Annotated in this window: 18 protein-coding genes and 1 pseudogene; 10 read left to right on the top strand and 9 right to left on the bottom strand. The window is 70.4% G+C overall.

What is annotated here, in order from left to right:
- Nucleotides 1-82: 82 nt before the first annotated feature.
- Nucleotides 83-2,641, top strand: a pseudogene (gene mprF / locus ACSAMQ_RS13305) (bifunctional lysylphosphatidylglycerol flippase/synthetase MprF); the annotation flags it as partial.
- A 47-nt stretch (nucleotides 2,642-2,688) separates the two neighbouring features.
- On the opposite strand, the gene ACSAMQ_RS13300 reads toward mprF, so the two are convergent.
- Nucleotides 2,689-4,074: an AcvB/VirJ family lysyl-phosphatidylglycerol hydrolase gene (locus ACSAMQ_RS13300; protein ID WP_435396114.1), complete on the bottom strand. Its 1,386-nt coding sequence runs from the start codon at nucleotides 4,072-4,074 to the stop codon at nucleotides 2,689-2,691.
- 339 nt (nucleotides 4,075-4,413) lie between these two features.
- Here ACSAMQ_RS13300 and cutA point away from each other — a divergent pair, with 339 nt between their 5' ends.
- From cutA to accC, 6 genes are all read left to right on the top strand, one after another.
- Nucleotides 4,414-4,755: a divalent-cation tolerance protein CutA gene (cutA, locus tag ACSAMQ_RS13295; RefSeq protein ID WP_435396107.1), complete on the top strand. Its 342-nt coding sequence runs from the start codon at nucleotides 4,414-4,416 to the stop codon at nucleotides 4,753-4,755.
- Nucleotides 4,752-7,268: a protein-disulfide reductase DsbD gene (dsbD, locus tag ACSAMQ_RS13290; protein WP_435396106.1), complete on the top strand. Its 2,517-nt coding sequence runs from the start codon at nucleotides 4,752-4,754 to the stop codon at nucleotides 7,266-7,268. Before cutA ends, dsbD begins: the two co-directional genes overlap by 4 nt.
- Nucleotides 7,269-7,278: 10 nt before the next feature.
- Complete coding sequence (locus tag ACSAMQ_RS13285; RefSeq protein WP_435396105.1) at nucleotides 7,279-7,878, top strand: TlpA family protein disulfide reductase; 600 nt, start codon at nucleotides 7,279-7,281, stop codon at nucleotides 7,876-7,878.
- A 400-nt stretch (nucleotides 7,879-8,278) separates the two neighbouring features.
- Nucleotides 8,279-8,719 (top strand): type II 3-dehydroquinate dehydratase, encoded by a 441-nt coding sequence (aroQ, locus tag ACSAMQ_RS13280; protein WP_435396104.1) that lies wholly within the window; start codon nucleotides 8,279-8,281, stop codon nucleotides 8,717-8,719.
- 64 nt (nucleotides 8,720-8,783) lie between these two features.
- Nucleotides 8,784-9,266 (top strand): acetyl-CoA carboxylase biotin carboxyl carrier protein, encoded by a 483-nt coding sequence (gene accB, locus ACSAMQ_RS13275; protein ID WP_031370285.1) that lies wholly within the window; start codon nucleotides 8,784-8,786, stop codon nucleotides 9,264-9,266.
- A 153-nt stretch (nucleotides 9,267-9,419) separates the two neighbouring features.
- On the top strand, nucleotides 9,420-10,787 hold the full coding sequence (accC, locus tag ACSAMQ_RS13270) for an acetyl-CoA carboxylase biotin carboxylase subunit (protein WP_435396103.1): 1,368 nt from the start codon (nucleotides 9,420-9,422) through the stop codon (nucleotides 10,785-10,787).
- Between the two features lie 203 nt (nucleotides 10,788-10,990).
- Here the strand turns inward: accC and ACSAMQ_RS13265 are convergent, their stop codons facing one another.
- The 3 genes from ACSAMQ_RS13265 to ACSAMQ_RS13255 all read right to left on the bottom strand — a co-directional run bounded on the left by ACSAMQ_RS13265 (nucleotide 10,991) and on the right by ACSAMQ_RS13255 (nucleotide 13,655).
- Nucleotides 10,991-11,476: a hypothetical protein gene (locus ACSAMQ_RS13265; RefSeq protein ID WP_435396102.1), complete on the bottom strand. Its 486-nt coding sequence runs from the start codon at nucleotides 11,474-11,476 to the stop codon at nucleotides 10,991-10,993.
- Nucleotides 11,473-12,432: a hypothetical protein gene (locus tag ACSAMQ_RS13260; RefSeq protein ID WP_435396101.1), complete on the bottom strand. Its 960-nt coding sequence runs from the start codon at nucleotides 12,430-12,432 to the stop codon at nucleotides 11,473-11,475. Before ACSAMQ_RS13260 ends, ACSAMQ_RS13265 begins: the two co-directional genes overlap by 4 nt.
- A gap of 302 nt (nucleotides 12,433-12,734) precedes the next feature.
- Nucleotides 12,735-13,655, bottom strand: a complete 921-nt coding sequence (locus ACSAMQ_RS13255; protein ID WP_435396100.1) for a hypothetical protein — start codon at nucleotides 13,653-13,655, stop codon at nucleotides 12,735-12,737.
- A 298-nt stretch (nucleotides 13,656-13,953) separates the two neighbouring features.
- Between ACSAMQ_RS13255 and prmA the strand changes: the two genes are divergently transcribed.
- The 3 genes from prmA (at nucleotide 13,954) to fis (ending at nucleotide 16,356) form a co-directional block, all read left to right on the top strand.
- Nucleotides 13,954-14,874, top strand: a complete 921-nt coding sequence (gene prmA, locus ACSAMQ_RS13250; RefSeq protein ID WP_435396099.1) for a 50S ribosomal protein L11 methyltransferase — start codon at nucleotides 13,954-13,956, stop codon at nucleotides 14,872-14,874.
- Between the two features lie 26 nt (nucleotides 14,875-14,900).
- Entirely contained in the window at nucleotides 14,901-15,962 is a 1,062-nt protein-coding gene (locus tag ACSAMQ_RS13245; protein ID WP_435396098.1) for a DUF3426 domain-containing protein, read from the top strand.
- Between the two features lie 121 nt (nucleotides 15,963-16,083).
- Complete coding sequence (fis, locus tag ACSAMQ_RS13240; RefSeq protein WP_031370276.1) at nucleotides 16,084-16,356, top strand: DNA-binding transcriptional regulator Fis; 273 nt, start codon at nucleotides 16,084-16,086, stop codon at nucleotides 16,354-16,356.
- Nucleotides 16,357-16,717: 361 nt separating this feature from the next.
- On the opposite strand, the gene ACSAMQ_RS13235 is transcribed toward fis, so the two are convergent.
- From ACSAMQ_RS13235 to ACSAMQ_RS13215, 5 genes are read right to left on the bottom strand one after another with little or no spacing between them, the layout of a single operon-like run.
- Entirely contained in the window at nucleotides 16,718-17,668 is a 951-nt protein-coding gene (locus ACSAMQ_RS13235) for a phosphatidate cytidylyltransferase (protein ID WP_435396097.1), read from the bottom strand.
- On the bottom strand, nucleotides 17,665-18,318 hold the full coding sequence (locus tag ACSAMQ_RS13230) for a lysophospholipid acyltransferase family protein (protein WP_435396096.1): 654 nt from the start codon (nucleotides 18,316-18,318) through the stop codon (nucleotides 17,665-17,667). Before ACSAMQ_RS13230 ends, ACSAMQ_RS13235 begins: the two co-directional genes overlap by 4 nt.
- Nucleotides 18,315-19,070 (bottom strand): CDP-alcohol phosphatidyltransferase family protein, encoded by a 756-nt coding sequence (locus tag ACSAMQ_RS13225; protein ID WP_435396095.1) that lies wholly within the window; start codon nucleotides 19,068-19,070, stop codon nucleotides 18,315-18,317. Before ACSAMQ_RS13225 ends, ACSAMQ_RS13230 begins: the two co-directional genes overlap by 4 nt.
- Nucleotides 19,071-19,083: 13 nt before the next feature.
- Nucleotides 19,084-20,526, bottom strand: coding sequence for a TIGR04222 domain-containing membrane protein (locus tag ACSAMQ_RS13220; protein ID WP_435396094.1), 1,443 nt, complete (start codon nucleotides 20,524-20,526; stop codon nucleotides 19,084-19,086).
- An 11-nt stretch (nucleotides 20,527-20,537) separates the two neighbouring features.
- The gene (locus tag ACSAMQ_RS13215) at nucleotides 20,538-20,972 is read right to left on the bottom strand and encodes a hypothetical protein (protein WP_435396093.1); all 435 of its coding nucleotides are present in this window, start codon (nucleotides 20,970-20,972) and stop codon (nucleotides 20,538-20,540) included.
- Nucleotides 20,973-21,042 lie beyond the last annotated feature (70 nt).

Raw genomic sequence — 21,042 nt, 5'->3', positions numbered from 1 at the left:
CTCGCCCCACTCCAAGGCCGGTCCCTCATTCCGCTTTCGCGCCGTTTGCTGAAAGCTTGCCCGACGCCTCCACGGTCCGCCGATGACTCCGCCGCCTCCCGCCGCAACCGCCCCCCGCTCCTGGCGCCGCGCGCTGTCGATGCTCGCCAGCCTGGCGATCCTCGCCCTGGCCCTGCATGCGCTCGCCGGGGAGTTCAGCGAGCAGGGCTATCGTTCGATCCGGCACGCCTTCGCCCAATTGGAGGACCGCCGCATCGTCCTGGCCTTCCTGCTCGGCCTCGCCAGCTATGCCTGCCTGGTCGGGTTCGACGCGATCGGCCTGCGCCGCAACGCGAGCAAGGTCAAACCGCTGCGTCTGGTCGTCACCGCCTTCCTCGCCAACGCGGTCGGGCACACGCTCGGTTTCGCCGCGCTGACCGGCGGCGCGGTGCGTCTGCGCGGCTACGGCGCGGCCGGGCTGTCGCTGGCCGACATCGGCCAGGTGGTGTTGATGAGCACGCTCGGCTTCGTGTTCGGCGCCTGGGTGTTGCTGGCCTGCGCCTTGTTGTTCGAACCGGCGCCGGCGGCCTTGCTGCTGCCGTTCGGCGAAGCGACGATCCGCGCGATCGGCGCGGCGATCGCGCTCGGCTTCGTCGGCCTGTGGTTCGCGGTCGGGCGCGACGGCCGCACCCTGCGCTGGCGCGGCCACGCGCTGTGGCTGCCGGATCGCCGCACCGTGCTCGCGGTGACCGCCCTGAGCGTGATCGAACTGGCCCTGGCCGGCTGCGCGTTGTACGTCCTGCTGGCGCCGATCGCCGGCACCGACTTCATCGGCTTCGTCGGCCTGTACCTGGTCGCGACGGTCGCCGGATTGTTGTCGAGCGTGCCCGCCGGCATCGGCGTGTTCGAGTGGAGCCTGCTCAAGCTGCTGCCGGGCGTGGCGCCGGCGACTCTCCTCGCCGCAGCGCTGGCTTATCGCATCACCTACTACGCCCTGCCCCTGGCCCTGGCGACGCTGATCGGCATGGTCGGCGCCGTGCGCGGGCCGGTCGCGGCGCGCGCCGGCGCCCTGCGCACCGCCTGGCTCGCGATCCGGCCGTGGCTGCCGCAGGTGATCGCACTCGCCGCGTTCGTACTCGGCGCCGCGCTGATCCTCGACGGCACCCTGCCGAAACCGCGCCATCGCCTGATCGGCGCGCCCTTGCCCTTGATCGAGACCTCGCAGTTGCTCGCCAGCCTCGGCGGGGTCGGCCTGTTGCTGATCGGCCAGGGCCTGCAGCGCCGCAGCCATGCCGCATGGGCGCTGGCGCTGGCGGTGTGCGTCGTGCTGCCCTTGCCGACCTGGCTGCGCGGCGGCCACCTCAGCCTGGCCTTGGCGCCGCCGCTGGTGGCGGTCGCGCTGTGGGCGGCGCGGCGCGAGTTCTATCGCGAAGGCGCGCTGCTCGACGAAGCCTGGTCGTGGCGCTGGCTGCGCAATCTCGGCCTGGTGTTGATCGCCGCGGTCTGGCTGTTGTTCTTCGCCTACAGCCACGTCGAATACCGCAACGAGCTGTGGTGGGAATTCCTGGTGTCGAGCAACGCGCCGCGCGCCTTGCGCGCGATGCTGCTGGTCAGCGTCACCGTGATCGCCTTCGGCCTGGCGCGCCTGCTGCACGCCGCGCGCGCGCCGTTGCCGGCGGCAGGCGAAGCCGAACTCGCGGCGATCCGGCCGATCCTCGCCGTGGCCGACGACAGCCAGGCGCACCTCGCCCTGACCGGCGACAAGGCGCTGCTGCTCGATCCGCAACAGCGCGGCTTCGCGATGATGCAGCGCTACGGCGGCTCGTTGATCGCGATGGGCGACCCGGTCGGCCCGCCCGAGGTGGCGCGTGCGCTGATCTGGCGTTTCCGCGAGGAGGCCGACCGGCTCGGCATGCGCCCGGTGTTCTACCAGGTCGGCGAACAGCATTGGCAGACCTATCTCGACCTCGGCCTGAGCCTGGTCAAGCTCGGCGAGGAAGCGCTGGTGCCGCTGACCGATTTCAGCCTGCAGGGGCCGGCCCGCGCCGAATTGCGCCAGGCCTGGAACCGCGGCAAGCGCGCCGGGCTGAGTTTCCGCATCGCCCCGGCCGAGGATGTCGCGGCCCTGCTGCCCTTGCTCGCGGAGATTTCCGAGGACTGGCTGGAGCACAAATCCGGCGAGGAGAAAGGCTTCTCGCTCGGCCATTTCGATGCCGAGTATCTGCAGCGTCTGCCGGTCGCCCTGGTGGAGCTGGACGGCCGCATCGTCGCCTTCGCCAATCTGTGGAACGCCACCAACGGCCGCGAGTTGTCGGTCGACCTGATGCGCCACAGCGAGGCCGCGCCGAAGGGCACGATGGATTTCCTGTTCGCCGAGTTGTTGGGCTGGGGGCGCGATCATGGCTACGAACGCTTTTCGCTCGGCATGGCGCCTTTGTCCGGGCTGCCGCAGCATCGGCTGGCCGGGCGCTGGAACCGCTTCGCCAACCTGGTCGCGCGCCACGGCGAGCGTTTCTATGGCTTCGTCGGCCTGCGCCGCTTCAAGGCCAAGTACGACCCGGTCTGGCGCACCCGTTACCTCGCCGCGCCCGGCGGCATGCACCTGCCGGCGGCCTTGATCGACGTGACCCGTTTGATCTCGCTCGACCCGCGCCGCCACGACGACGGCGAGCATCGCATCGCGCGCTTCCCGACCCGCGCGCCCGAGGGTCAGGAACCCGGCGCGATACCGGCCGCCGACAACACCCGCGCGGCGACACCGTCGTAGTCGCCGTCGAGGTGGTGGTCGCCCGGCAGTTTCCCGACCCGCGCGGCGGCGGCCGGCAATCTCGGACACAGCGCGTCATCGTCGTCGGCGCCGTACAGACACAGCGTGCGCGCCGCCGGCATGCGCGCGATCTCCGGCGCGATCGGCAGGCCGCGGCCGCTGCTGCCGATCCAGTTGCTCAGATGGAACTCGTACTCGGCTTTTTCGCCGACCGAAATCAGGGTGGTCAGCGCGACCGCCTCGCGGGTCGGCGACGGCAAGCGGTTGTACGCCGCCGGCAAAACGTCGGCCCCTTGCGAGAAACCGATCAACAGCACCCGCGGTCGCCTCCAGTGCGCGCGGTAGTAGCCGACGATGCGGTCGAGGTCGGCGGCGAAGCCCTGCGGCGTGCGCGGGCTCCAGAAGTAGCGCAGCGAATCGACGCCGACCACCGGCACCCCGGCTTTCGCCAGGCGTTCGGCCACGCTCTGGTCGAAGCCGGCCCAGCCGCCGTCGCCGGAGACGAAGATCGCGAAGCTGTCGCGATGCACGCTGCCGCTCGCGGCGATCTCGGTCAGCGGCAAGCCCTTCAGATCGGCCGGCGGCGGCGGCGCGCTGACATGGCCTTGCGCACCGAGGCTGATCAAGGCCGCACGCAGGCCCGGCGTGGCATCGCCGCGGGCATCGCGGGCGAAACGGCGCGCCTGCGGAATTGCGGCGACGAACGCATCGCTCGCGGCTTTCGGGCACTGCGCGCCGCGGTCGTCCCGGCGCGCGGCGGCGACCAGCCAGGGCACGGACAGCGCCGAGGGCTGCAGCTGCGCCGAACGGCCGTCGCGCGCCGGCGCCAGCTTCAAGGCCTGGGACGGGCACACGGCGCGCGCCAGGGCCAGGCGCGGGCAGAAATCGACCGCGACCGCGCCGGCGAGCACGGTCGCGTCGCCCTGGGCGGCGATCGCATAGGCCAGGGCGGCGCCCTCGCCGTCGCCGAGCAACAGCGGCAGGCGGTAGGTCGGCAGACGGTAATAGGCCTGGACGAAGCGCGAGAAATTTTCGACGTCGCCGGAGGAGAACGCGCAGGCGCCGCCGTCCCGGCGCAGATCGCGTTCGAGCGCAGCGACCTCGACCGTCGCGACCATCGCACCGTCGGCGACCAGGGCGTCGATGCGCGCCTTGCGTTGCGCGGCGTCGAGGCCGTCGGCGAACCACAGCACGAAGCGGCGTGCCTCGCCGGCCGGCAGCCGCACCGGGATGTCCTGGAAGCGGCCGTGGGACACGCTGCGCGCGAGCCCGGGCTCGGCCGCGGCCGCCGGTGGCGCGGCCACCGCTGCGCAGTACGGCCCTGCGATCAGCAGCAGGAATAAGGCCCATCGGGCACGAATCGTTAAGGGCACGCGCTGCACCTCCTGGGATGCCTGGGCTTATACCATCGGGGTTGGATGGGGTTAGGTGCGTCCGCCGCAAGAGCAAATCCCTGCCCCTCTTCAATGGGAAGGGCGCCTGCAGGCGCCGACGGCGCTGGCCGAGGCGGCCCGGCGAGGTCTTCGGCTGTGCCGAGATGACGATCAGACGGCAGCGCTTTCTGTGACGGAGCCCGAGGTACCGTACCGTCCGGCCCGGCCCCGATCCGGCCCGAACCAGCAGGTCCGGGTTAGGCCGCTCCCCGCGGCGGCCTTACACTTGGCCGGATGCCCCTCACCGACTCCATTCCGCTGCCGAGGCTGGTGCTCAGCACCTGCCCCGACGAGGCCACCGCCGACGCCATCGCGCTGGCCCTGGTCGAGGAACGGCTCGCCGCCTGCGTGAGCCGTTGGCCGGGGGTGCGCTCGACTTATCGCTGGCAAGGCCGCATCGAACATGCGACCGAGGTCCAGTTGCTGATCAAGACCACCCCCGCCCTGGCCTCCGCGGTGCTCCAGCGGATCGCCGAGCTGCATCCGTATGAACTGCCGGAGGCGTTGGTGGTCGAAGTCGGCGACGGCCTCGACCCGTACCTGCGCTGGGTGGCCGAACAGACCCGAGACCGATGACTGACGACCTGCTTTCCGGCCGGCGCCCGCGCGCCGGCGCCGCCCTCGCCTACACCATCGCCTGCCTGGCCGCGCTGTTCGCCGCGCCGGCGCTCGCGGTCGACGAAAAAGACCTGCTGCCGGTCGACGAGGCCTTCGTGCTCGCGGCCGAGGCCGGCGGCGCCGACCGCATCGCGGTGTCGTGGAAGGTCGCGCCGGGCTATTACCTGTACAAGCACCGCATCTCGGTCAAGAGCGACGCCGGCTTCGCCGCGCAGGCGCTGCAGTTGCCGAAGGGCAAGGCTTACAAGGACGAGTTCTTCGGCGACGTCGAGACCTACCGCGACCGCGTCGTCGCCACCCTGCCCGGACAGGCCAAGGCCGGCAGCACCCGGCTCACCGTCAAATACCAGGGCTGCGCCGACGCCGGCATCTGCTATCCGCCGCAGACCCGCACCGTCAGCGTGGCGCTGGCAGCGCCCGCCGCGGCGATGGACCCGGCTCCCGCGGCCGCGCCGCTGGTGTCGTTCGGCCCGCGCGGCGGCGCCAATCCCTTGCTCGGCAGCAGCCCGCTCGGTGCGCCTACGGCCGCGAACGCCGGCACCGATGCCTTGCCGTTGCCGCCGGAGCAGGCCTTCGGTTTCGAGGCCATCGTCAGCGACGGCGACACCCTGCTGCTGCGCTTCACCCCGGCGCGCGGCTATTACCTGTACCGCGACAAGACCTCGCTGAAGACCGACCGGGCCGCGATCGCCGCCGGCAAGCCGCGGTGGCCGCGCGGCACCGCGCACCGCGACGAGCACTTCGGCGAGGTCACCGTGTTCTTCGACCAGATCGACGTGCCGCTGCCGCTGCTGCGCCAGCAGGCCGACGCCGCCACGCTGACCCTGACCGCGAACTTTCAGGGCTGCCAGACCGACGGCATCTGCTATCCGCCGATGACCCGCAAAGTGACTCTCGACCTGCCGCGCGGAACCGCGGCGACGAGCGCGCTCGTCGAGCCGAACGCAAGCACCGCTGCGGCCACCGACAGCGTCGCGGCCGGCGCAGCGCCGGCCAGCGCAGCCGCCTCGGCGCAGGCGAACGCCACGGTCGCGGCGACCTCCGACACTTCCGCCAGCGGTCTGGCGGCTACCGACCCGACGCCCGCGACCGGCGCGGCCAGCCTCGCCCCCGGCGACGACGCGCCTGCGCCCGCAACGAATCCCTCGGACTCGACCGCGCCGCAGGCCGAAGACAGCCTGCTCGCCGCCTCGCTCAAGGGCGCGAACCGCTACTGGGCGCTGCTGACCTTCTTCGGCTTCGGCCTGCTGCTCGCGTTCACGCCCTGCGTGTTGCCGATGGTGCCGATCCTGTCGGGCCTGATCGTCGGCCAGGGTCCGGGCCTCAGCGCGCGCCGCGCGTTCTCGCTGTCGTTGGTCTACGTGTTGGCGAGCGCGGTGGTGTTCACCCTCGCCGGCATCGTCGCCGGCCTGGCCGGCGCCAATCTGCAGATCGCCTTCCAGACGCCGTGGGTGATCGTGCTGTTCGCCCTGCTGTTCGTGGTGCTGTCGCTGTCGAGCTTCGGCCTGTACGAGTTGCAGCTGCCGCATGCGCTGCGCAGCCGCCTCAGCGAGGCCAGTAATCGCCAGCGCAGCGGCTCCTGGCTCGGCGTGGCCAGCATGGGCGCCTTGTCGGCGCTGATCGTCGGCCCCTGCGTCGCACCGCCGCTCGCCGCCGCCGTGCTCTACATCGGCCAGACCCGCGACCCGGTGTTCGGCGGCGCGGCCTTGTTCGCGCTCGCCATGGGCATGGGCGCGCCGCTGATCGCGTTCGGCGTCGCCGCCGGCAAGGGTCTGCCGACCACCGGCCCGTGGATGGTCGCGGTGCAGCGCGCGTTCGGCCTGATCTTCATCGGCATGGCGGTGTGGATGCTGTCGCGCATCCTGCCCGGCCCGGTCACCCTGGCGCTTTGGGGCGCGCTGTCGCTCGGCGCGGCGGTGATGATCGCGTTGTCGGTCGGCGGCAAGACGGTCGGCCAGGGCCCGCGTACTTTCGCCTGGCTGGCGACGCTGCTGCTCGGCCTGGCCGGCGCCTCCCAGGTGGTCGGCGCCCTCGCCGGCAGCGACGATCCGCTACAGCCGCTCGCCGGCCTGCGCGGCGGTCATGCCGCGCAAAGCACCGAGCTGCCGTTCCGCAAGATCAAGTCCGGCGCCGACCTCGACCGCGAGATCGCCGCCGCGCAGGCCTCCGGCCAGCCGCTGATGCTCGATTTCTATGCCGACTGGTGCGTGGCCTGCAAGGAGATGGAGAAGTACACCTTCCCCGAGCCGCAGGTGCACGAGGCGCTGAAGGGCTTCGTCCTGCTCAAGGTCGACGTGACCGCGAACGACGAGATCGACCAGGCGCTGATGAAGCGGCTGCAGATCATCGGCCCGCCGGCGACCCTGTACTTCGTCGCCGGCGCCGAACGCCGCGAGCTGCGCCTGTTCGGCTTCGAAAAAGCGCCGGCCTTCGCCGACCGCGCGCAACGCGCGCGCGCCGCGAACCGCTGAGGCCGCGGCGATGGCGATCTCCCCGACGGTCAAACTCGTGGCCCTGGCGCTCGGCGCGGGCGCGCTCGGCCTGCTCGCCGGGCAACTGCTCGGCGGGGACGGCTGGCTGATGCGCACCGACCTCGGCCAGCGCTTCCTGCAGGAACGCATGACCCGCAGCGCGCCCAAGCCGCCGGCCGACCTCGCGGTGGCGAGCCTGGGCCAGGCGATGCCGGCGCTGACCCTGCCCGGCCTCGACGGCCGGCCCTCGCAGCTGCCGCAGGCCTATGCCGGGCGGCCGATCCTGATCAATCTGTGGGCCAGCTGGTGCGGGCCCTGCATCAAGGAAATGCCCGAACTGAATCGCTACGCCAAGGCCCAGGGCGGCCAGGGCACGCAGGTGGTCGGCATCGCCCTCGACAACGCCGAGGACGTCGCCGCGTTCCTGCAGCGGGTGCCGGTGGATTACCCGATCCTGCTCGACGCGCCCGGCCCGCGCGACGCCGGGGTCCGCCTCGGCAACCTCAAGGGCGTGCTGCCGTATACGGTGCTGATCGGCGCCGACGGCAAGCTGGTCAAGCAACGCATCGGCCCGTTCGAGGACGGCGAGATCGAAGGCTGGGTCGACTGAACACGGTCCGGCTCGAAGGCCGCGGTAACACCACGCCCCCCCGGCGGCGGCAATCTCGACGAAAACCCGCCGATCGTCGGCCAGCCGCCCCGCCGCGCGTGGCCGGCACTGCCGATTCCGCTTACCGGTTACCGACTTGGCCGCGCGGGATCGTGCTCGAATGGGAGGCGCGGACCCCTGCGGATCTCGCGGTCCTTTGGCGAAATCGCCGCCCTGCCGGCAAATGCGCCGAACCGGTCACGAAAACACGGCGACGCCGGCGAACGTGCCGGCATTCTAGAGTCGCCACTCAAACAACCGCTTAAATCGCGGCAACTTCGCCGATTTGGCGGGCAACTTCTGGACAGCAGCCCGGGCTTCACGCAAACTGCCGCCCTTTGAAGGCAACCGTCCGGTCCCGATGGCCAAGCTCCTGGTCCTGCACGGCCCCAACCTCAATCTGCTCGGCACGCGCGAGCCGGAGGTCTACGGCCGCACCACCCTGGCCGAGATCGACGCCGGGCTGCGCGACCGCGCCCAGGCCGCCGGACATGTGCTGGACAGCCTGCAGTCGAACGCCGAGCACGTCCTGGTCGACCGCGTCCAGGCGGCGCGGACCGACGGCACGGCGATGATCCTGATCAATCCGGCCGCCTTCACCCATACCAGCGTCGCCCTGCGCGACGCCCTGGCCGCGGTGGCGATCCCGTTCATCGAGATCCACCTGTCCAACCCGCACACCCGCGAGCCGTTCCGCCACCACAGTTATTTCAGCGACCACGCCGTCGGCGTGGTCTGCGGCTTCGGCGCCGACAGCTACCGCTACGCGCTCGACGCCGCCATCAAGCGACTGGCGACCTGACACCCACCCAGCCCGGGCCGCGTTCGCGCGGGCCGCAACGACGATCCAACCAGAGGCCCGCTCCATGGACCTGCGCAAAATCAAGAAACTGATCGACCTGCTCGAGGAATCCAACCTCGCCGAGATCGAGATCAAGGAAGGCGAAGAATCCGTTCGCCTGGCCCGCACCCCGAAGGGCGGCTATGCCTACGCGCCGCCGCAGATGCAGGCCGCGCCCTACGCCGAGCAGCGCCCGGCCCCGGCCATGCCGATGCACTCGCCGACCGAGGCGGCCACCGGCGGCAGCGCCAAGCCCGGCAGCGACCTGCCCGACGGCCACGTCGTGCGCGCACCGATGGTCGGCACCTTCTACGCCTCGCCGGCTCCGGACAAGCCGTCCTTCGTCGCCGTCGGCCAGGCGGTCAAGGCCGGCGACACCCTCGGCATCATCGAGGCGATGAAGATGTTCAACCCGATCGAAGCCGACGTCTCCGGCACCGTGCTCAAGGTGATGGCCGAGAGCGGCCAGCCGATCGAGTTCGATCAGCCTTTGTTCGTCATTGGTTGACATGCGCGGGACTCGGGATTCGGGACACGGGACTCGGCCGCATCGCTGCGTCGGCGCCGCTTTCGCGGTCGATGCCGAAGCGATGGCGCCGGGCCCCCTTCGCGATCCGGCTTTGCGAGTCCCCAGTCCCGAGTCCCGAGTCCCGGAATCTCTATGCTCGATAAAGTAGTCATCGCCAACCGCGGCGAAATCGCGCTGCGCATCCTGCGCGCCTGCCACGCGCTGGGCATCCGCACGGTCGCGGTGCATTCCACCGTCGATCGCAATCTCAAGCACGTCGCCATGGCCGACGAGTCGGTCTGCATCGGGCCGGCGCCGTCGTCGGAGAGCTATCTCAACATGGCCTCGATCATCGCCGCGGCCGAAGTCACCGACGCCCAGGCGATCCACCCGGGCTACGGCTTTCTCAGCGAGAACGCCGACTTCGCCGAGCGCGTCGAGCAGTCCGGCTTCATCTTCATCGGTCCGCGCGCCGAGACCATCCGCCTGATGGGCGACAAGGTCGAGGCGATCCGCGCGATGAAGGAGGCCGGCGTGCCCTGCGTGCCCGGCAGCGGCGGCCCGCTCGGCGACGACAACGCCGCCAACATCAAGATCGCGCGCGAGATCGGCTACCCGATCATCGTCAAGGCCGCCGGCGGCGGCGGCGGTCGCGGCATGCGCGTGGTGCATACCGAGGCCCACCTCAACGCCGCGATCCAGACCACCAAGTCCGAGGCCAAGGCCGCGTTCGGCAACGACATGGTCTACATGGAGAAGTTCCTCGAGAACCCGCGCCATGTCGAGATCCAGGTTCTCGCCGACGGCCAGGGCAACGCGATCCACCTGGGCGAGCGCGACTGCTCGATGCAGCGCCGCCACCAGAAGGTGGTCGAGGAAGCGCCGGCGCCGGGCATCACCGCCGAACAGCGCGCCGAAATCGGCAAGGTCTGCGTCGAGGCCTGCATCCGCATCGGCTACCGCGGCGCCGGCACGTTCGAGTTCCTGTACGAGAACGGTCGCTTCTACTTCATCGAAATGAACACCCGCATCCAGGTCGAACACCCGGTCACCGAGCTGGTCACCGGCATCGACCTGGTGCGCGAGCAACTGATGATCGCGGCGGGCCGCAAGCTGTCGATCAAGCAGAGCGACATCGTCCTGGAAGGCCACGCGATCGAGTGCCGGATCAACGCCGAGGACCCGGAAACCTTCATGCCCTGCCCGGGCCTGATCCAGCATTTCCATGCGCCCGGCGGCCCCGGCGTGCGCGTCGACAGCCACATCTACGAAGGCTATCGCGTGCCGCCGAACTACGACTCGATGATCGGCAAGCTGATCGTGCACGGTCCCGACCGCGACACCGCGATCGCGCGCATGCGCGTGGCGCTCAGCGAGATGGTCGTCGACGGCATCAAGACCAACATCCCGCTGCAGCAGCGGATCCTGTCGGACGCCGGTTTCCAGCAGGGCGGGATGAACATCCACTACCTGGAAAAGCGCCTCAAGGAACAGAAGGAAAAGACGATCTCGATCGTCTGAGCCGGCGCCCGCGGCGAGCGCGCCGCGTCGAAAACTTCCGCGCAAAAAAACGGCCCGCGTCATCGACGCGGGCCGTTTGATTTTTGGCGGCTCGCCGGCGCGGTCGCGCCGCAGCAGCGGCCTGAGCCGCGAGGCCGCCGTCGGCGGTCGCGGCTCAGGCCGCCCCTACGGCCAGCGGTCCTTCGCCGGTGCGCCGTCCGGCCTCACCGCAGTACCGGTTCGACCCAGGAGGTCATCGCCTGCACGTCGGCTTCGGTGAGCTCGGCCGACGAGGACGCCGGCAACAGCGCCGGGCCCTTGCCCGAGGTGCCCGAACTGCCCGACGACTTTTTGCCCGACCCTTGCACCTGGGTGCCCGGAATCGGCTGCACGCCGCCGGCCGTCGATGGACTGACCACCATCACGTACTCGCTCGAACCGTCCGGCCAGACCACCTTGAAGGTGCTGCCGGGCGGCAGGGTCGAGAAGGGCGCGCCGCTCTGGGCGCGGTAGACGGCCGCGATCTGGGCCGCACTCAGCGAACGCAATTCGGTCTTCGAATCCGTCGAGGTCGCCGCCACCTGTCCCAGGTCGCGATAGTCCTCGCCGAACACGTCGATCATCACGCCGGCTGCGCCGACCGAATACGCGCTGAGCAGCAATGCCCAGAAACCGATCTTGGCCGTATTTATGAAGTGCTCGCGTTTCATTGCACCGTCCTCTGTTCGCCGACCAGCGAATCGACCATTTCTTCCACCACATCCGCCCCCTGACGCGGGATCGCCGCGTCGTATACGAAACTCGCAAAATCCTGTTTGGCGTCTTGCGAGCAAATTCCGCCATTGGCGCAGTACGACGTCATCAACGAACCCTTGGAACTGCAATCCTGCCCGAGCTCGCATGCCGCCAACTGCCAAGCCAGTTCCGCGAATTGAGTGCCGGCCACGCGCATGTCGCCCCAGCGGCGGCCGTTGGCGGCGACGCCCATGCCGGGCGACAACGCCGAATAGGCTTCCGGGTCCTTCGAGCGCTGCACCCGATCGACCAGGTTGAGCCGGTATTCCTCGGTCTTCTCCAGCGGCTTGCCGGCAGCCAGCAGCGAGGCCTCGGCCGCGAGGCTGCCCGACTGCGCGGCCTCGACCCGCTTGAGGAAGATCATCTGGTAGCTCAGGTTGTCGCTCGGCGCGAAACGCGCGCAGCGCGAGCTGACTCGGTTGCGCGCCTCGGTCATCGTCGCGGCGCCGCGCAGCTTCATGCTCTCGATCGTGCGCGTGTCGTTGCCGTAGTCGGCCGGCGCGTTGGCGTAGTTCGAGCAATAGTCGTAGACCCGGCTCAGCAGCCAGATCGCCTCGGGCTCGCCGGCGTCGGCGCGCGAACGGATCGACTGCGCATACGAATACAGGTCCGGCGCCTGCTCGAACTGCACCCGCAGCGGCGACGGCGCGACCGCACCGCGAGGCAGGGTTTTCTTTTCCGCCACCGGCACCGAATCGTCGCGCGAGGCGTCGGCCTGGCCGCGCGCCACCGGCTGCGGACCGGCGTTGAACCGGACCGGCACGCTCTCGACCGATACGACCGGTTCGCCGCTGTTGCGCCGGCCGGCATAGACGAAGGCCGCGGCGAGCAAGGCTACGCCCATGATCGCGATCAGCGAACGTCCGGACACGCGCGCACCGGCCGGCTTCCCGCCAGGGCCTGGCTTGCAACCGGAAGGGTAGGCATCGGACATCAAGACCGTTTCTCTGAGCCTCTACGCTGCTTGCACGAACCGGACGAAGCGCGGATGCCGGGCGGGACGCAGCGCCCGCGGGCGCCGCTCGGTCCGCCGGCCGGCCGGTGAGGGCCGGGATGGGCATTGGACCGGCATGAACCGTGTTTCGTCGAGATGCCGATAGTAAGTCAAGCGCCGCAACGATGTCCGCACCACCCTGAACCGTGATGGATCTCCAACTTCAGCGAGACGGCGTATCAGCTACCTGAGGCGGGCCCGGGAGGGGCCGCGGCCGCCTGCGCCGCGCAAGTCACTTCGCTGCCGACGACCGAGGGCCAATAGGTCTTGCCCTCGTCCTCGCCGTGCTCGCCGGCGGTGGTGACCGCCAGGCCGTCGCCGGCGCCGTTGGCGTATTCGAAACTGCAATAGCCCTGGCCGGTGCCGGCGCAGTCGACGACCTCGGGATAACCGGCCTCGATCAGGCCAACCAGAAAACGCTCGGCGCCCTCTTCGCGCTCGGGCCGCACGCCGCGCCAGCCGGCGGCGAGCAATTTCGCCCGCGCCTGCGGCAGGGCCAGGCCCTCGATCCGCGGCACCGTCGCCGCGCCGGCGCAGTAAGCGTCCGATTCCGGCAGGGCGGCGAGTTCCAGGCCGGCGGCGGTCGCGAGCACTCGCGTACGCGCGATCCGCCATTCGCCGACCCGCAGTTCGCTGCCGGCCTGCCCGGTCGCATCCGCGCGGTGCTCGAACACGCCCTGGACACCACTATCGAAGCGGGCACTATCGAAGCGGGCACTATCGAAGCGGCCGCTGTCGGAGCCGGCGCTGTCGGAGCCGGCCTCGTCGGCCTGGAGGTCGCGTAATTGCGCCACCGCCCGGCCTTCGCGGAAGAACAGCACCCGTGCGGCCGGGAACATGCAGCCGAAGCCGGCCACCCGGGTCGCGCGCGGCGCCACCCCGACCACGCGGTAATCCTTCCAGGCCAGGTCGGCGAGAAGGGTCCAGCCGGCCGCGACCGCGGCCCGCCCTTCGCTCGACTTCGCGTCCTCGGCGCAGTCCGAGGCGCTGCCGCCGTCGGCCTGCGCCGGGCTCGGCGCGACATGACGGGGCAGCTCGGTCACCGCCTCCAGGCGCAGTTGCTCGACCTGGCCTTTGGCGCCGAGTGGGGCGGCATCCACCTGGGTGGCGCCGACCCGGGCCGCGTTTGCGCGGGGCGCATCGACCTGTCCAGCTGTGGTCTGGCTGGCGCCCGGCCGAGGGGCACCGACCTCGGCGGTGCCGTCGCAAGCCGCGCAGGCTGCCAGGGCGAGCGATCCGAGCAGGATCCAGGCCCGCGATGACCTGCGCGGGACGGTGGCGATAAGTGCGGCGGCCTGCGGTTCCATGGCGTCGAGCTCCCGAGAAGAGGCCGCACGCTATCTGATCGCCGCAAAACGGGTCAATAATGACCGCCGTTTTCGCCCCTCGCGGTAGCCGATGCCCTTTCTCGAACTGACCCTGCGCTGCAGCGAAGCCGAACAACCGCGCTACGAAGCCGCGCTCGACGATGTCGGCTCGCTGGCGGTGACGATGCTCGACGCCGATGCCGACACCGGCAACGAACACGCGATCCTCGAGCCCGGCGTCGGCGAAACCCCGTTGTGGCAGTCGATCGTGCTCAGCGCATTGTTTCCGCACGACGCCGACGCGCTGATAATCCTGGCCGCGCTGGAGTCCTTCGACCCGGGCCTGGAATGGACCCAGGTGCGGTTCCGCCAGGTCGAGGACCAGGATTGGGAACGCGCCTGGATGGATCAGTACGAGCCGCTGCAGTTCGGCCGCCGCACCTGGATCGTGCCGTGGAATCGCGAACTGCCGGCGGGCGCCGATGCGGACGATGCGGCGGTGGTGCGCCTCGACCCGGGCCTGGCGTTCGGCTCCGGCACTCACCCGACGACCTCGCTGTGCCTGCAATGGCTCGACGCGCTCGCCGACGAAGGCGCGCTCGCCGATGCCACCGTGCTCGACTTCGGTTGCGGCTCGGGCATCCTCGCCCTCGCCGCGCTCAAGCTCGGCGCCGCGCATGCAGTCGGCGTCGACAACGATCCGCAGGCGGTCATCGCCACCCACGACAACGCCGAACGCAACGACGTGGCCGCACGCATCGAAGTGCATTTGCCGCAGGACGAACCGGCCGCGACCTATCCGGTGGTGGTCGCCAACATCCTCGCCTCGGCGCTGGTCGCCCTGGCCGACACCCTCGCCGCGCGCGTCGCGCCGGGCGGACGCATCGCGCTGTCGGGCATCCTCGCCGGCCAGGAAGACGACGTGCTCGCTCGCTACGCCGCCGACTTCGAGGAGCTGCGCGCCGACCGTCTCGAAGACTGGATGCGCGTCACAGGCGTACGCCGGCGCTGAGCGCGACGGCATGATTGAATACTGAAATGTTCGCTGCCTGCCCTCATTGCGGATACCTCGTCGCCTTGATCGTCGCCAAGGACGGTCCGACCCGGGCCTGCCCGCGTTGCGGCGGCGACCTGGCGGCCGAGCCGGCGCCTGCGGAGTCGAGCGCAGTTGAGCCGGTCTCCACAGACGCGTCGCTGGGACCGGCCTCGGCAGAAGCGGCCTCGATAGAAGCCGCCGCACCCGCATCGGACGCGGCGGCTTCGGCAGAAGCGGCGGCGAGCGAGGCAGCGAACGCGCCGGCCGCGGCCGACACCTCCGACCCTGCGACGACGCAGGCGGGGGTCACCGCGGCACCGGTCGAGGCCGGCGACGGCCGCCACGACCAGGCCGGGCCTCTTGCCGCCTCGTCCGAGCCGGCGACGCCCGGCGCGCAAGACGCCGCCGACAACGCCGACAACGCCCTACTCGTGACCGCCCCGGGCGCCGCGCTGGCGCCGCTCAGCGCCGTCGCCGATGCGGCGGTGCCCAAGCGCGCGGTGCGCAAGCGGGCCGGCAAATCCGAAACCGCGGTGGCCAATGCGCGCCTCGCGCCGAGCTTCGTGCGCAGCCGCGCCCGAGCCGCGGCGCCGGCCGTGCGCCGGCACTGGAGCGGTCCCGCCGCGGCGATCGCGCTGGGGTTGCTGTTGGCCCTGCAACTGCTGCTTGCACAGCGCGACGAACTCGCCGCCGACGCGCGCTGGCGCCCGGTGGTGGGCGCCTTGTGCGGCGCGCTGCCGTGCGCGATCCCGGCGTGGCGCGAACCCGCCGCGCTGACCATGCTCAACCGCAACGTGCTGCCGGTCGCAGACCGCGCCGGCGTGTTGCGGGTATCGGCCAGTTTCCGCAACGATGCGCGCTGGGCGCAGCCCTGGCCGACCCTGGTGCTGAGCCTGGAAGACGTCGATGGCCGCCGCGTCGGCCAACGCGCGTTCTTTCCAGAGGACTACCGCAAGGGGTACAGGGAAGGCGAGCTGATCGCGCCGGGGCAGAGCGCCGCGGTGCAGTTCGACGTGCTCGAACCGGCGCCGCGCGTAGTCGCGTTCACGTTCGATTTCCGTTGAAATATCGCACCGTCGCGTTGTCTACCGCGACTCCCGCGCGCTAGACTCCCCCTCCCGTCGGCGATGCGCTGCAAGCGTATCGGGTCGCCCCCGGCGGAAGTCACTTGCCACGGGGATGCACTTGAACGCTCTCAACGACCGCAACGAAGCCGCCCGCTCCGGACCTCGCGTTCCGCTGCGCGACCACGTCGCGACTTCGATCCGTCGTTACCTGGGCGACTTGAACGGCAGCGGCACCGAGAACCTCTACGAGATCGCCCTGCGCGAACTCGAAATCCCCTTGTTCGCCGAGGTCCTGCAGCACTGCGACGGCAACCAGAGCCGCGCCGCGGCCATGCTCGGCATTCATCGGGCGACCCTGCGCAAGAAGCTGCGCGAGTACGGGCTAGAGTAAGCGTCCGCTGCGTTGCGTTCGCCTTACGCGCGCAAATTCAATGCCGCAACCCCTGTAGGAACGGCGTAAGCCGCGACAGCGAAGGTGACGAATACCACGTCGTTTCGAGGACCCGTTTTTTTAGGGTGTTTTCGATTGTCCGGACTTCGAGGATTGCGCGTGCGTGCCGACGAATCCGCACCGGGGTGGGAGCGGCGCGAGCCGCGACAGGCGAAGGGGACGGATACCGCGCGGGCGTGGGGGGCTACGACTCTACGAGTTGTTTCCGATTGTCCGGACTTCGAGGATTGCGCTTGCGTACACCGCTGCGGTTGGCCGGGCGTGTGACCGGACCAGCGCGCACGCGCGCTGATCGGTCCGGTCACACCCACCAATATCTGATCAGATGAAAGAAGACCGGGGCGGCGAAGCAGACCGAATCGAGGCGGTCGAGGACGCCGCCGTGGCCTTCGATCATGTGACCCCAATCCTTGATGCCGCGATCGCGCTTGATCGCCGACATCACCAGCCCGCCGTAGAAGCCCATCAGGTTGATGACCAGGGCCAGCGCCGCCGCCTGCCAAGGGGTGAACGGGGTGATCCACCACAACGCCGCGCCGAGCGCGGTCGCCGAGGCGACGCCGCCGACGAAGCCTTCGACGGTTTTCGACGGCGACAACTTCGGCGCGATCAGCCGCTTGCCGCACAGCTTGCCCCAGACGTACTGCAGCACGTCCGAGGACTGCACCACGATCACCAGGAACGCGATCAGCAACAGGTTGCGTCCCTCGTAACCGGGGATGCGCAGGTTGATCAGCGCCGGCACGTGCGAGATGCAGAACACGCAGATCATCAGGCCCCACTGCACTTTCGCCGTGCGCTCCAGATACCGCGTGGTGTCGCCGCCGACCGTCGCCAGGATCGGCAACAGCAGGAAGGCATAGACCGGAATCAGCAAGGTGTACAGGCCGTACCAGTCGGTGTAGACCAACCAGTACTGCAGCGGCAAGGCGAGATAGAACGCAGCGACCAAGGCGTAGTAATCGCTGCGCCGGGTGGGAGTCAGGGTGATGAATTCGCGCAAGGCGAACAGCGACACCAGCGCGAACAAGACGATCATGCCGACCCGGCCGACCACGAACGCCAGCCCGACCACCAGAGCCATCACCCACCAGGCGCGGATGCGCGCGACCAGGTTGGCGATCACTGCGCTGGGCCGCTCGCGGGTGCGCCAGCGCAGGTACTCGGCGATCGCGGTCGCGACCAGCAACACCGCAGCCACGCCGATGAACAACAGCAACGAATGCGGCAGGCCGCGCAGCAGCTCGATCATGTGCACGCTCCCTGGTTGCCGCGATCGTGCGCATGGGCGTGGCCCGACAAAGCCAGCAAAGCGTCGCGCGCACGCTCGAGGAACTGTTGCTTGTCCTCGTCCGGCCCGAGCCGCAAGGTCTCGCCGAAGGTCGCGGTGCACAGCAGCGGCAACGGCAGCACCTTGCCCTTCGGCATCACCCGCGCCAGGTTGTCGATCCACACCGGCACGAATTCGAGCTCGGGCCGCCGGTGCGCCAGGTGATACAGGCCGCTCTTGAACGGCAACAGCGGCTCGTCGCTCTGGTTGCGCGTGCCCTCCGGAAACAGGATCAGCGAGCAGCCCTCGTCGACCGCCTCGCACAAGGTCTCGATCGCATCGCGCTTGCGCTGCGCCGGGTCGCGCTCGATCAGCACGCCGTTGAAGACTTCGCGGATCAGATAACGGCGCAGCGCATCGCGCTGCCAGTAATCGGCGCCCGCCACCGGCCGCACCTCGCGCCGCAGGGCCGGCGGCAGCGCCGACCAGATCATCACGAAATCGCCGTGGCTGACGTGGTTGCCGTAATAGACCCGGTGATCGGACGACGGCGCGCAACGCCACAACGCGCGCGCGCCGGTCAGCAGCCGGATCGCGCCGCTGAAACCACTGGCCAGCCAATGCGAAATCATCGCGCCTCCAGCTCGCGCACGATCGCGCGCAGGCGCTGGGCGATGGTCCAGGCGGCGCCGAGGATCACCGCGGCGAGGGCCGCCAGCAACATCCAGGCGACCACCGCGGCATGCCCCAGGGCCAGGCCGATCGACGCGAGCACCGCGGCGACGGCGGTGGCGATCATGCGGGTGCGCCGCGGCATCGGGCCCTCGTCGTGTTCGCGCAGGCCGCAGGCCATGCCCAGCACGCGCACATAGGCGGTGCCGGACGCGAGCAGCGACGCCGCCCAGCCGAGGTCGGACGCCCACGCCATCCACGGCGTCAGGCCGTAGCCGACGCCGAGGAACACCAGCGCGTCGGCGAGCCGGTCCGGCGCGTCGCTGTAGACCTCGCCGGCCTTGCCGACCATGCCGCCGCGGCGCGCCAGCAAACCGTCGAGCCGGTTGCACAGCAGACGGCCGACCAGGCACAGCGCCGCGAACAACAGCAGAACCGCGCCGTAATGCGGCGGGTCGCGCAGGGCGAAGAAGAACGACAGCCCGGCCAGCGCGGACAGGCCGATCGCGAACAGGGAAATGCCGTTGGGCGTGGCGCCGCGCGCGCGCAGGCGCGCGGCCAGGGCCAGCCGCCAGTCGCGCGGCGTGGCGCCGGGCCGGTTGGAGCCGGCCTGGTTGGGGCCGGCCTGGTTGGAGCCGGTCTGGTTGGAGCCGGTCTGGTTGGAACCGGTTGGCTCAGTGCCGGGTTGTTCGGAACCGGGTCGTGTCGTCATCGCTGTGCTCCGTTCAATCGCCACCTCCGCCACAACCGCCGCAACCGCCACCGCCGCCGTCTCCGCCGTCGCCGCCGCTGGAACCGCTGCCCGAGTCGCTGGAATTCGACACCGGCGTGCGCAGCGTGTGGTAGTCGGCCAGCGGCGTATCGATCAGCGCCATGGTGCCGGCCAGCGCGACACGCTCGGCCAGATCGTCGGAGCGGCGGGTCTTGATGGTCGCGTCCTGCAGCGCGCGGTCGCCGGCGCGGGTGCGGCGCTGCGCGGTGCACAGCTGCACCAGCACCATCAAGCCGGCCAAGGCGGTCAACACCGCCAGGAACCCGACCGGCCGCCCGCGGGCTTCGCCGATCGATATCTTGGTCACGCCGAGGACGACGACCGCGTACATCGGCAGCGCCGCGGCCAGGCGGCCGCGCCAACGCTGCTTCTCGCTGAGCCACCAGCCTTTGCTCCGCATCGGTTCGGCCAGGCGCGCGTAATGCGCCCGCAGCGCCGGCATCGCCTCGGCGAGCTGCTGGGTGCGCTGCACGATCTTCGACAGGTCCAGCAACCGCGACGGCAGGCCGGCCGCGCCGGCGCTCGCGCGCAGCCACACCGGCGAACGCGACGAGGCCGCGCTCGCCGCCTCGCCGGGATAATCCAGCCGGATCGCATCGCGGGTAAGCAGTTCGACCAGCGCCACATCGGCGGCGCGCTCGGCGCCGCCGGCCAGGAAGCCGAGTTCGATCGGATCGGCCGGCGCCTCCGCGCTCGGGACGTCGCGGCCGCGCAACGCGCGCTGCACCGCGTTACCGGCGCTGTAGGTCCAGCCGATCAGCGCGAAATACAGCGCCAGGAACCAGCCGCCGCGCCACTCCAGCGGATCGAACGTGCCGTTGCCGCCGGCGCCGAGCACGAAGATCGCGGCCAACAGCCCGCTCCAGCCCCACCACCACGGGCCGAGCCCCTTCGGCTCGAACAACCACGGCGAGTTGACCCGGGTCAGCGGCAACCACACCGACTCGTCCGCGGTAAGCCGCGCCGGCTGGGCTTCTGCCGCCCAGAACCGCGGCGGCGGATCGCCGAAATAGCGCCGGTAGCTGTCGATGGTGTCGAGGTACTGGCGGCGATGGCGCTCGTCTTCGGACAGCCCGCCGAGCGAAGGCGAATGATGCAGGGCCTGTTCGAGCGCCTCGGGACAGAACCTCAGCCAGTAGTCGCGGGTGTCGGTCATATGGGTATGCCAGACCCGGTCGACGATTTCGCTCGGGGTGACCGCATGGCCGGCGCCGACGGCCAGGAAACAGAATCGCCGGTACTCCTCGATCGCCTCCTGCGCGGTTTCGCGGCTCGACTGGCAGGCATGCGCCACGCGCTCGACGAAGGCCTCGTGTCGCTCGCCGCCGAAGCGGTAATCGCTCAAGCGCTGCCACAGAGCTTGGCGTTGAGGCGTCCAGATATCGTGCTCGTCCAAGGAAACTCCGTTCATGCCCACATTCGCTGACAAGCCCAGGCCAGGGCCGCCGTCTGCAGCACCAGGCTGAGCGCCTGGCGCACCATCAGAGCACGCGCACCGCGCCAGCGCGACGGCCAGTCGCGGCCGTCGCGACCGGGCTTGAGCAAGCCCAGCGCGAGCAGGCTCGCATCGAGTCGCCGCGCCGCACGCGCACTGTCCTCGTCCTCGGACGCGGCCTGGAACAATCGCGCGTCGAAGTCCACCCGCAGCGCGTAATAGCACTGCAGCACGCCGGCGCCGAGGCTCAGCGCGAGAGGCCATGCCCGCACGGAAACGTTCGGCAGCACCACCGCGAGCAGCGCCGCGGCCAGCAACAGCAGCGACAGCGCGCGCAGCTGCCGGCCCTGCGCCAGCAGCGCGGCCATCGCGCGCAGGTCGAACGAGGTGGCGACCGGCGCGGTCATGCCGCCTGCTCCCGCGGCACCGCGTCGGCGACGGCTGCGCTGCCGAGCACGGCCTCCAGCGCGCGCCGAT

This window comes from Lysobacter sp. 1R34A (assembly GCF_051217035.1).
Taxonomy (GTDB): domain Bacteria; phylum Pseudomonadota; class Gammaproteobacteria; order Xanthomonadales; family Xanthomonadaceae; genus Lysobacter.
Note: the sequence above shows the minus strand (reverse complement) of the source record. Positions and strands in the feature narration are given on the sequence as shown.

Bases quoted from the DNA above. Each gene is read 5' to 3' on its own strand.
- ACSAMQ_RS13265 (WP_435396102.1), bottom strand. From the start codon at position 11,476: ATGAAACGCGAGCACTTCATAAATACGGCCAAGATCGGTTTCTGGGCA.
- accB (WP_031370285.1), top strand. From the start codon at position 8,784: ATGGACCTGCGCAAAATCAAGAAACTGATCGACCTGCTCGAGGAATCC.
- cutA (WP_435396107.1), top strand. From the start codon at position 4,414: ATGCCCCTCACCGACTCCATTCCGCTGCCGAGGCTGGTGCTCAGCACC.
- ACSAMQ_RS13245 (WP_435396098.1), top strand. From the start codon at position 14,901: ATGTTCGCTGCCTGCCCTCATTGCGGATACCTCGTCGCCTTGATCGTC.
- ACSAMQ_RS13230 (WP_435396096.1), bottom strand. From the start codon at position 18,318: ATGATTTCGCATTGGCTGGCCAGTGGTTTCAGCGGCGCGATCCGGCTG.
- accC (WP_435396103.1), top strand. From the start codon at position 9,420: ATGCTCGATAAAGTAGTCATCGCCAACCGCGGCGAAATCGCGCTGCGC.
- ACSAMQ_RS13285 (WP_435396105.1), top strand. From the start codon at position 7,279: ATGGCGATCTCCCCGACGGTCAAACTCGTGGCCCTGGCGCTCGGCGCG.
- ACSAMQ_RS13215 (WP_435396093.1), bottom strand. From the start codon at position 20,972: ATGACCGCGCCGGTCGCCACCTCGTTCGACCTGCGCGCGATGGCCGCG.
- ACSAMQ_RS13225 (WP_435396095.1), bottom strand. From the start codon at position 19,070: ATGACGACACGACCCGGTTCCGAACAACCCGGCACTGAGCCAACCGGT.
- prmA (WP_435396099.1), top strand. From the start codon at position 13,954: ATGCCCTTTCTCGAACTGACCCTGCGCTGCAGCGAAGCCGAACAACCG.
- dsbD (WP_435396106.1), top strand. From the start codon at position 4,752: ATGACTGACGACCTGCTTTCCGGCCGGCGCCCGCGCGCCGGCGCCGCC.
- ACSAMQ_RS13235 (WP_435396097.1), bottom strand. From the start codon at position 17,668: ATGATCGAGCTGCTGCGCGGCCTGCCGCATTCGTTGCTGTTGTTCATC.
- aroQ (WP_435396104.1), top strand. From the start codon at position 8,279: ATGGCCAAGCTCCTGGTCCTGCACGGCCCCAACCTCAATCTGCTCGGC.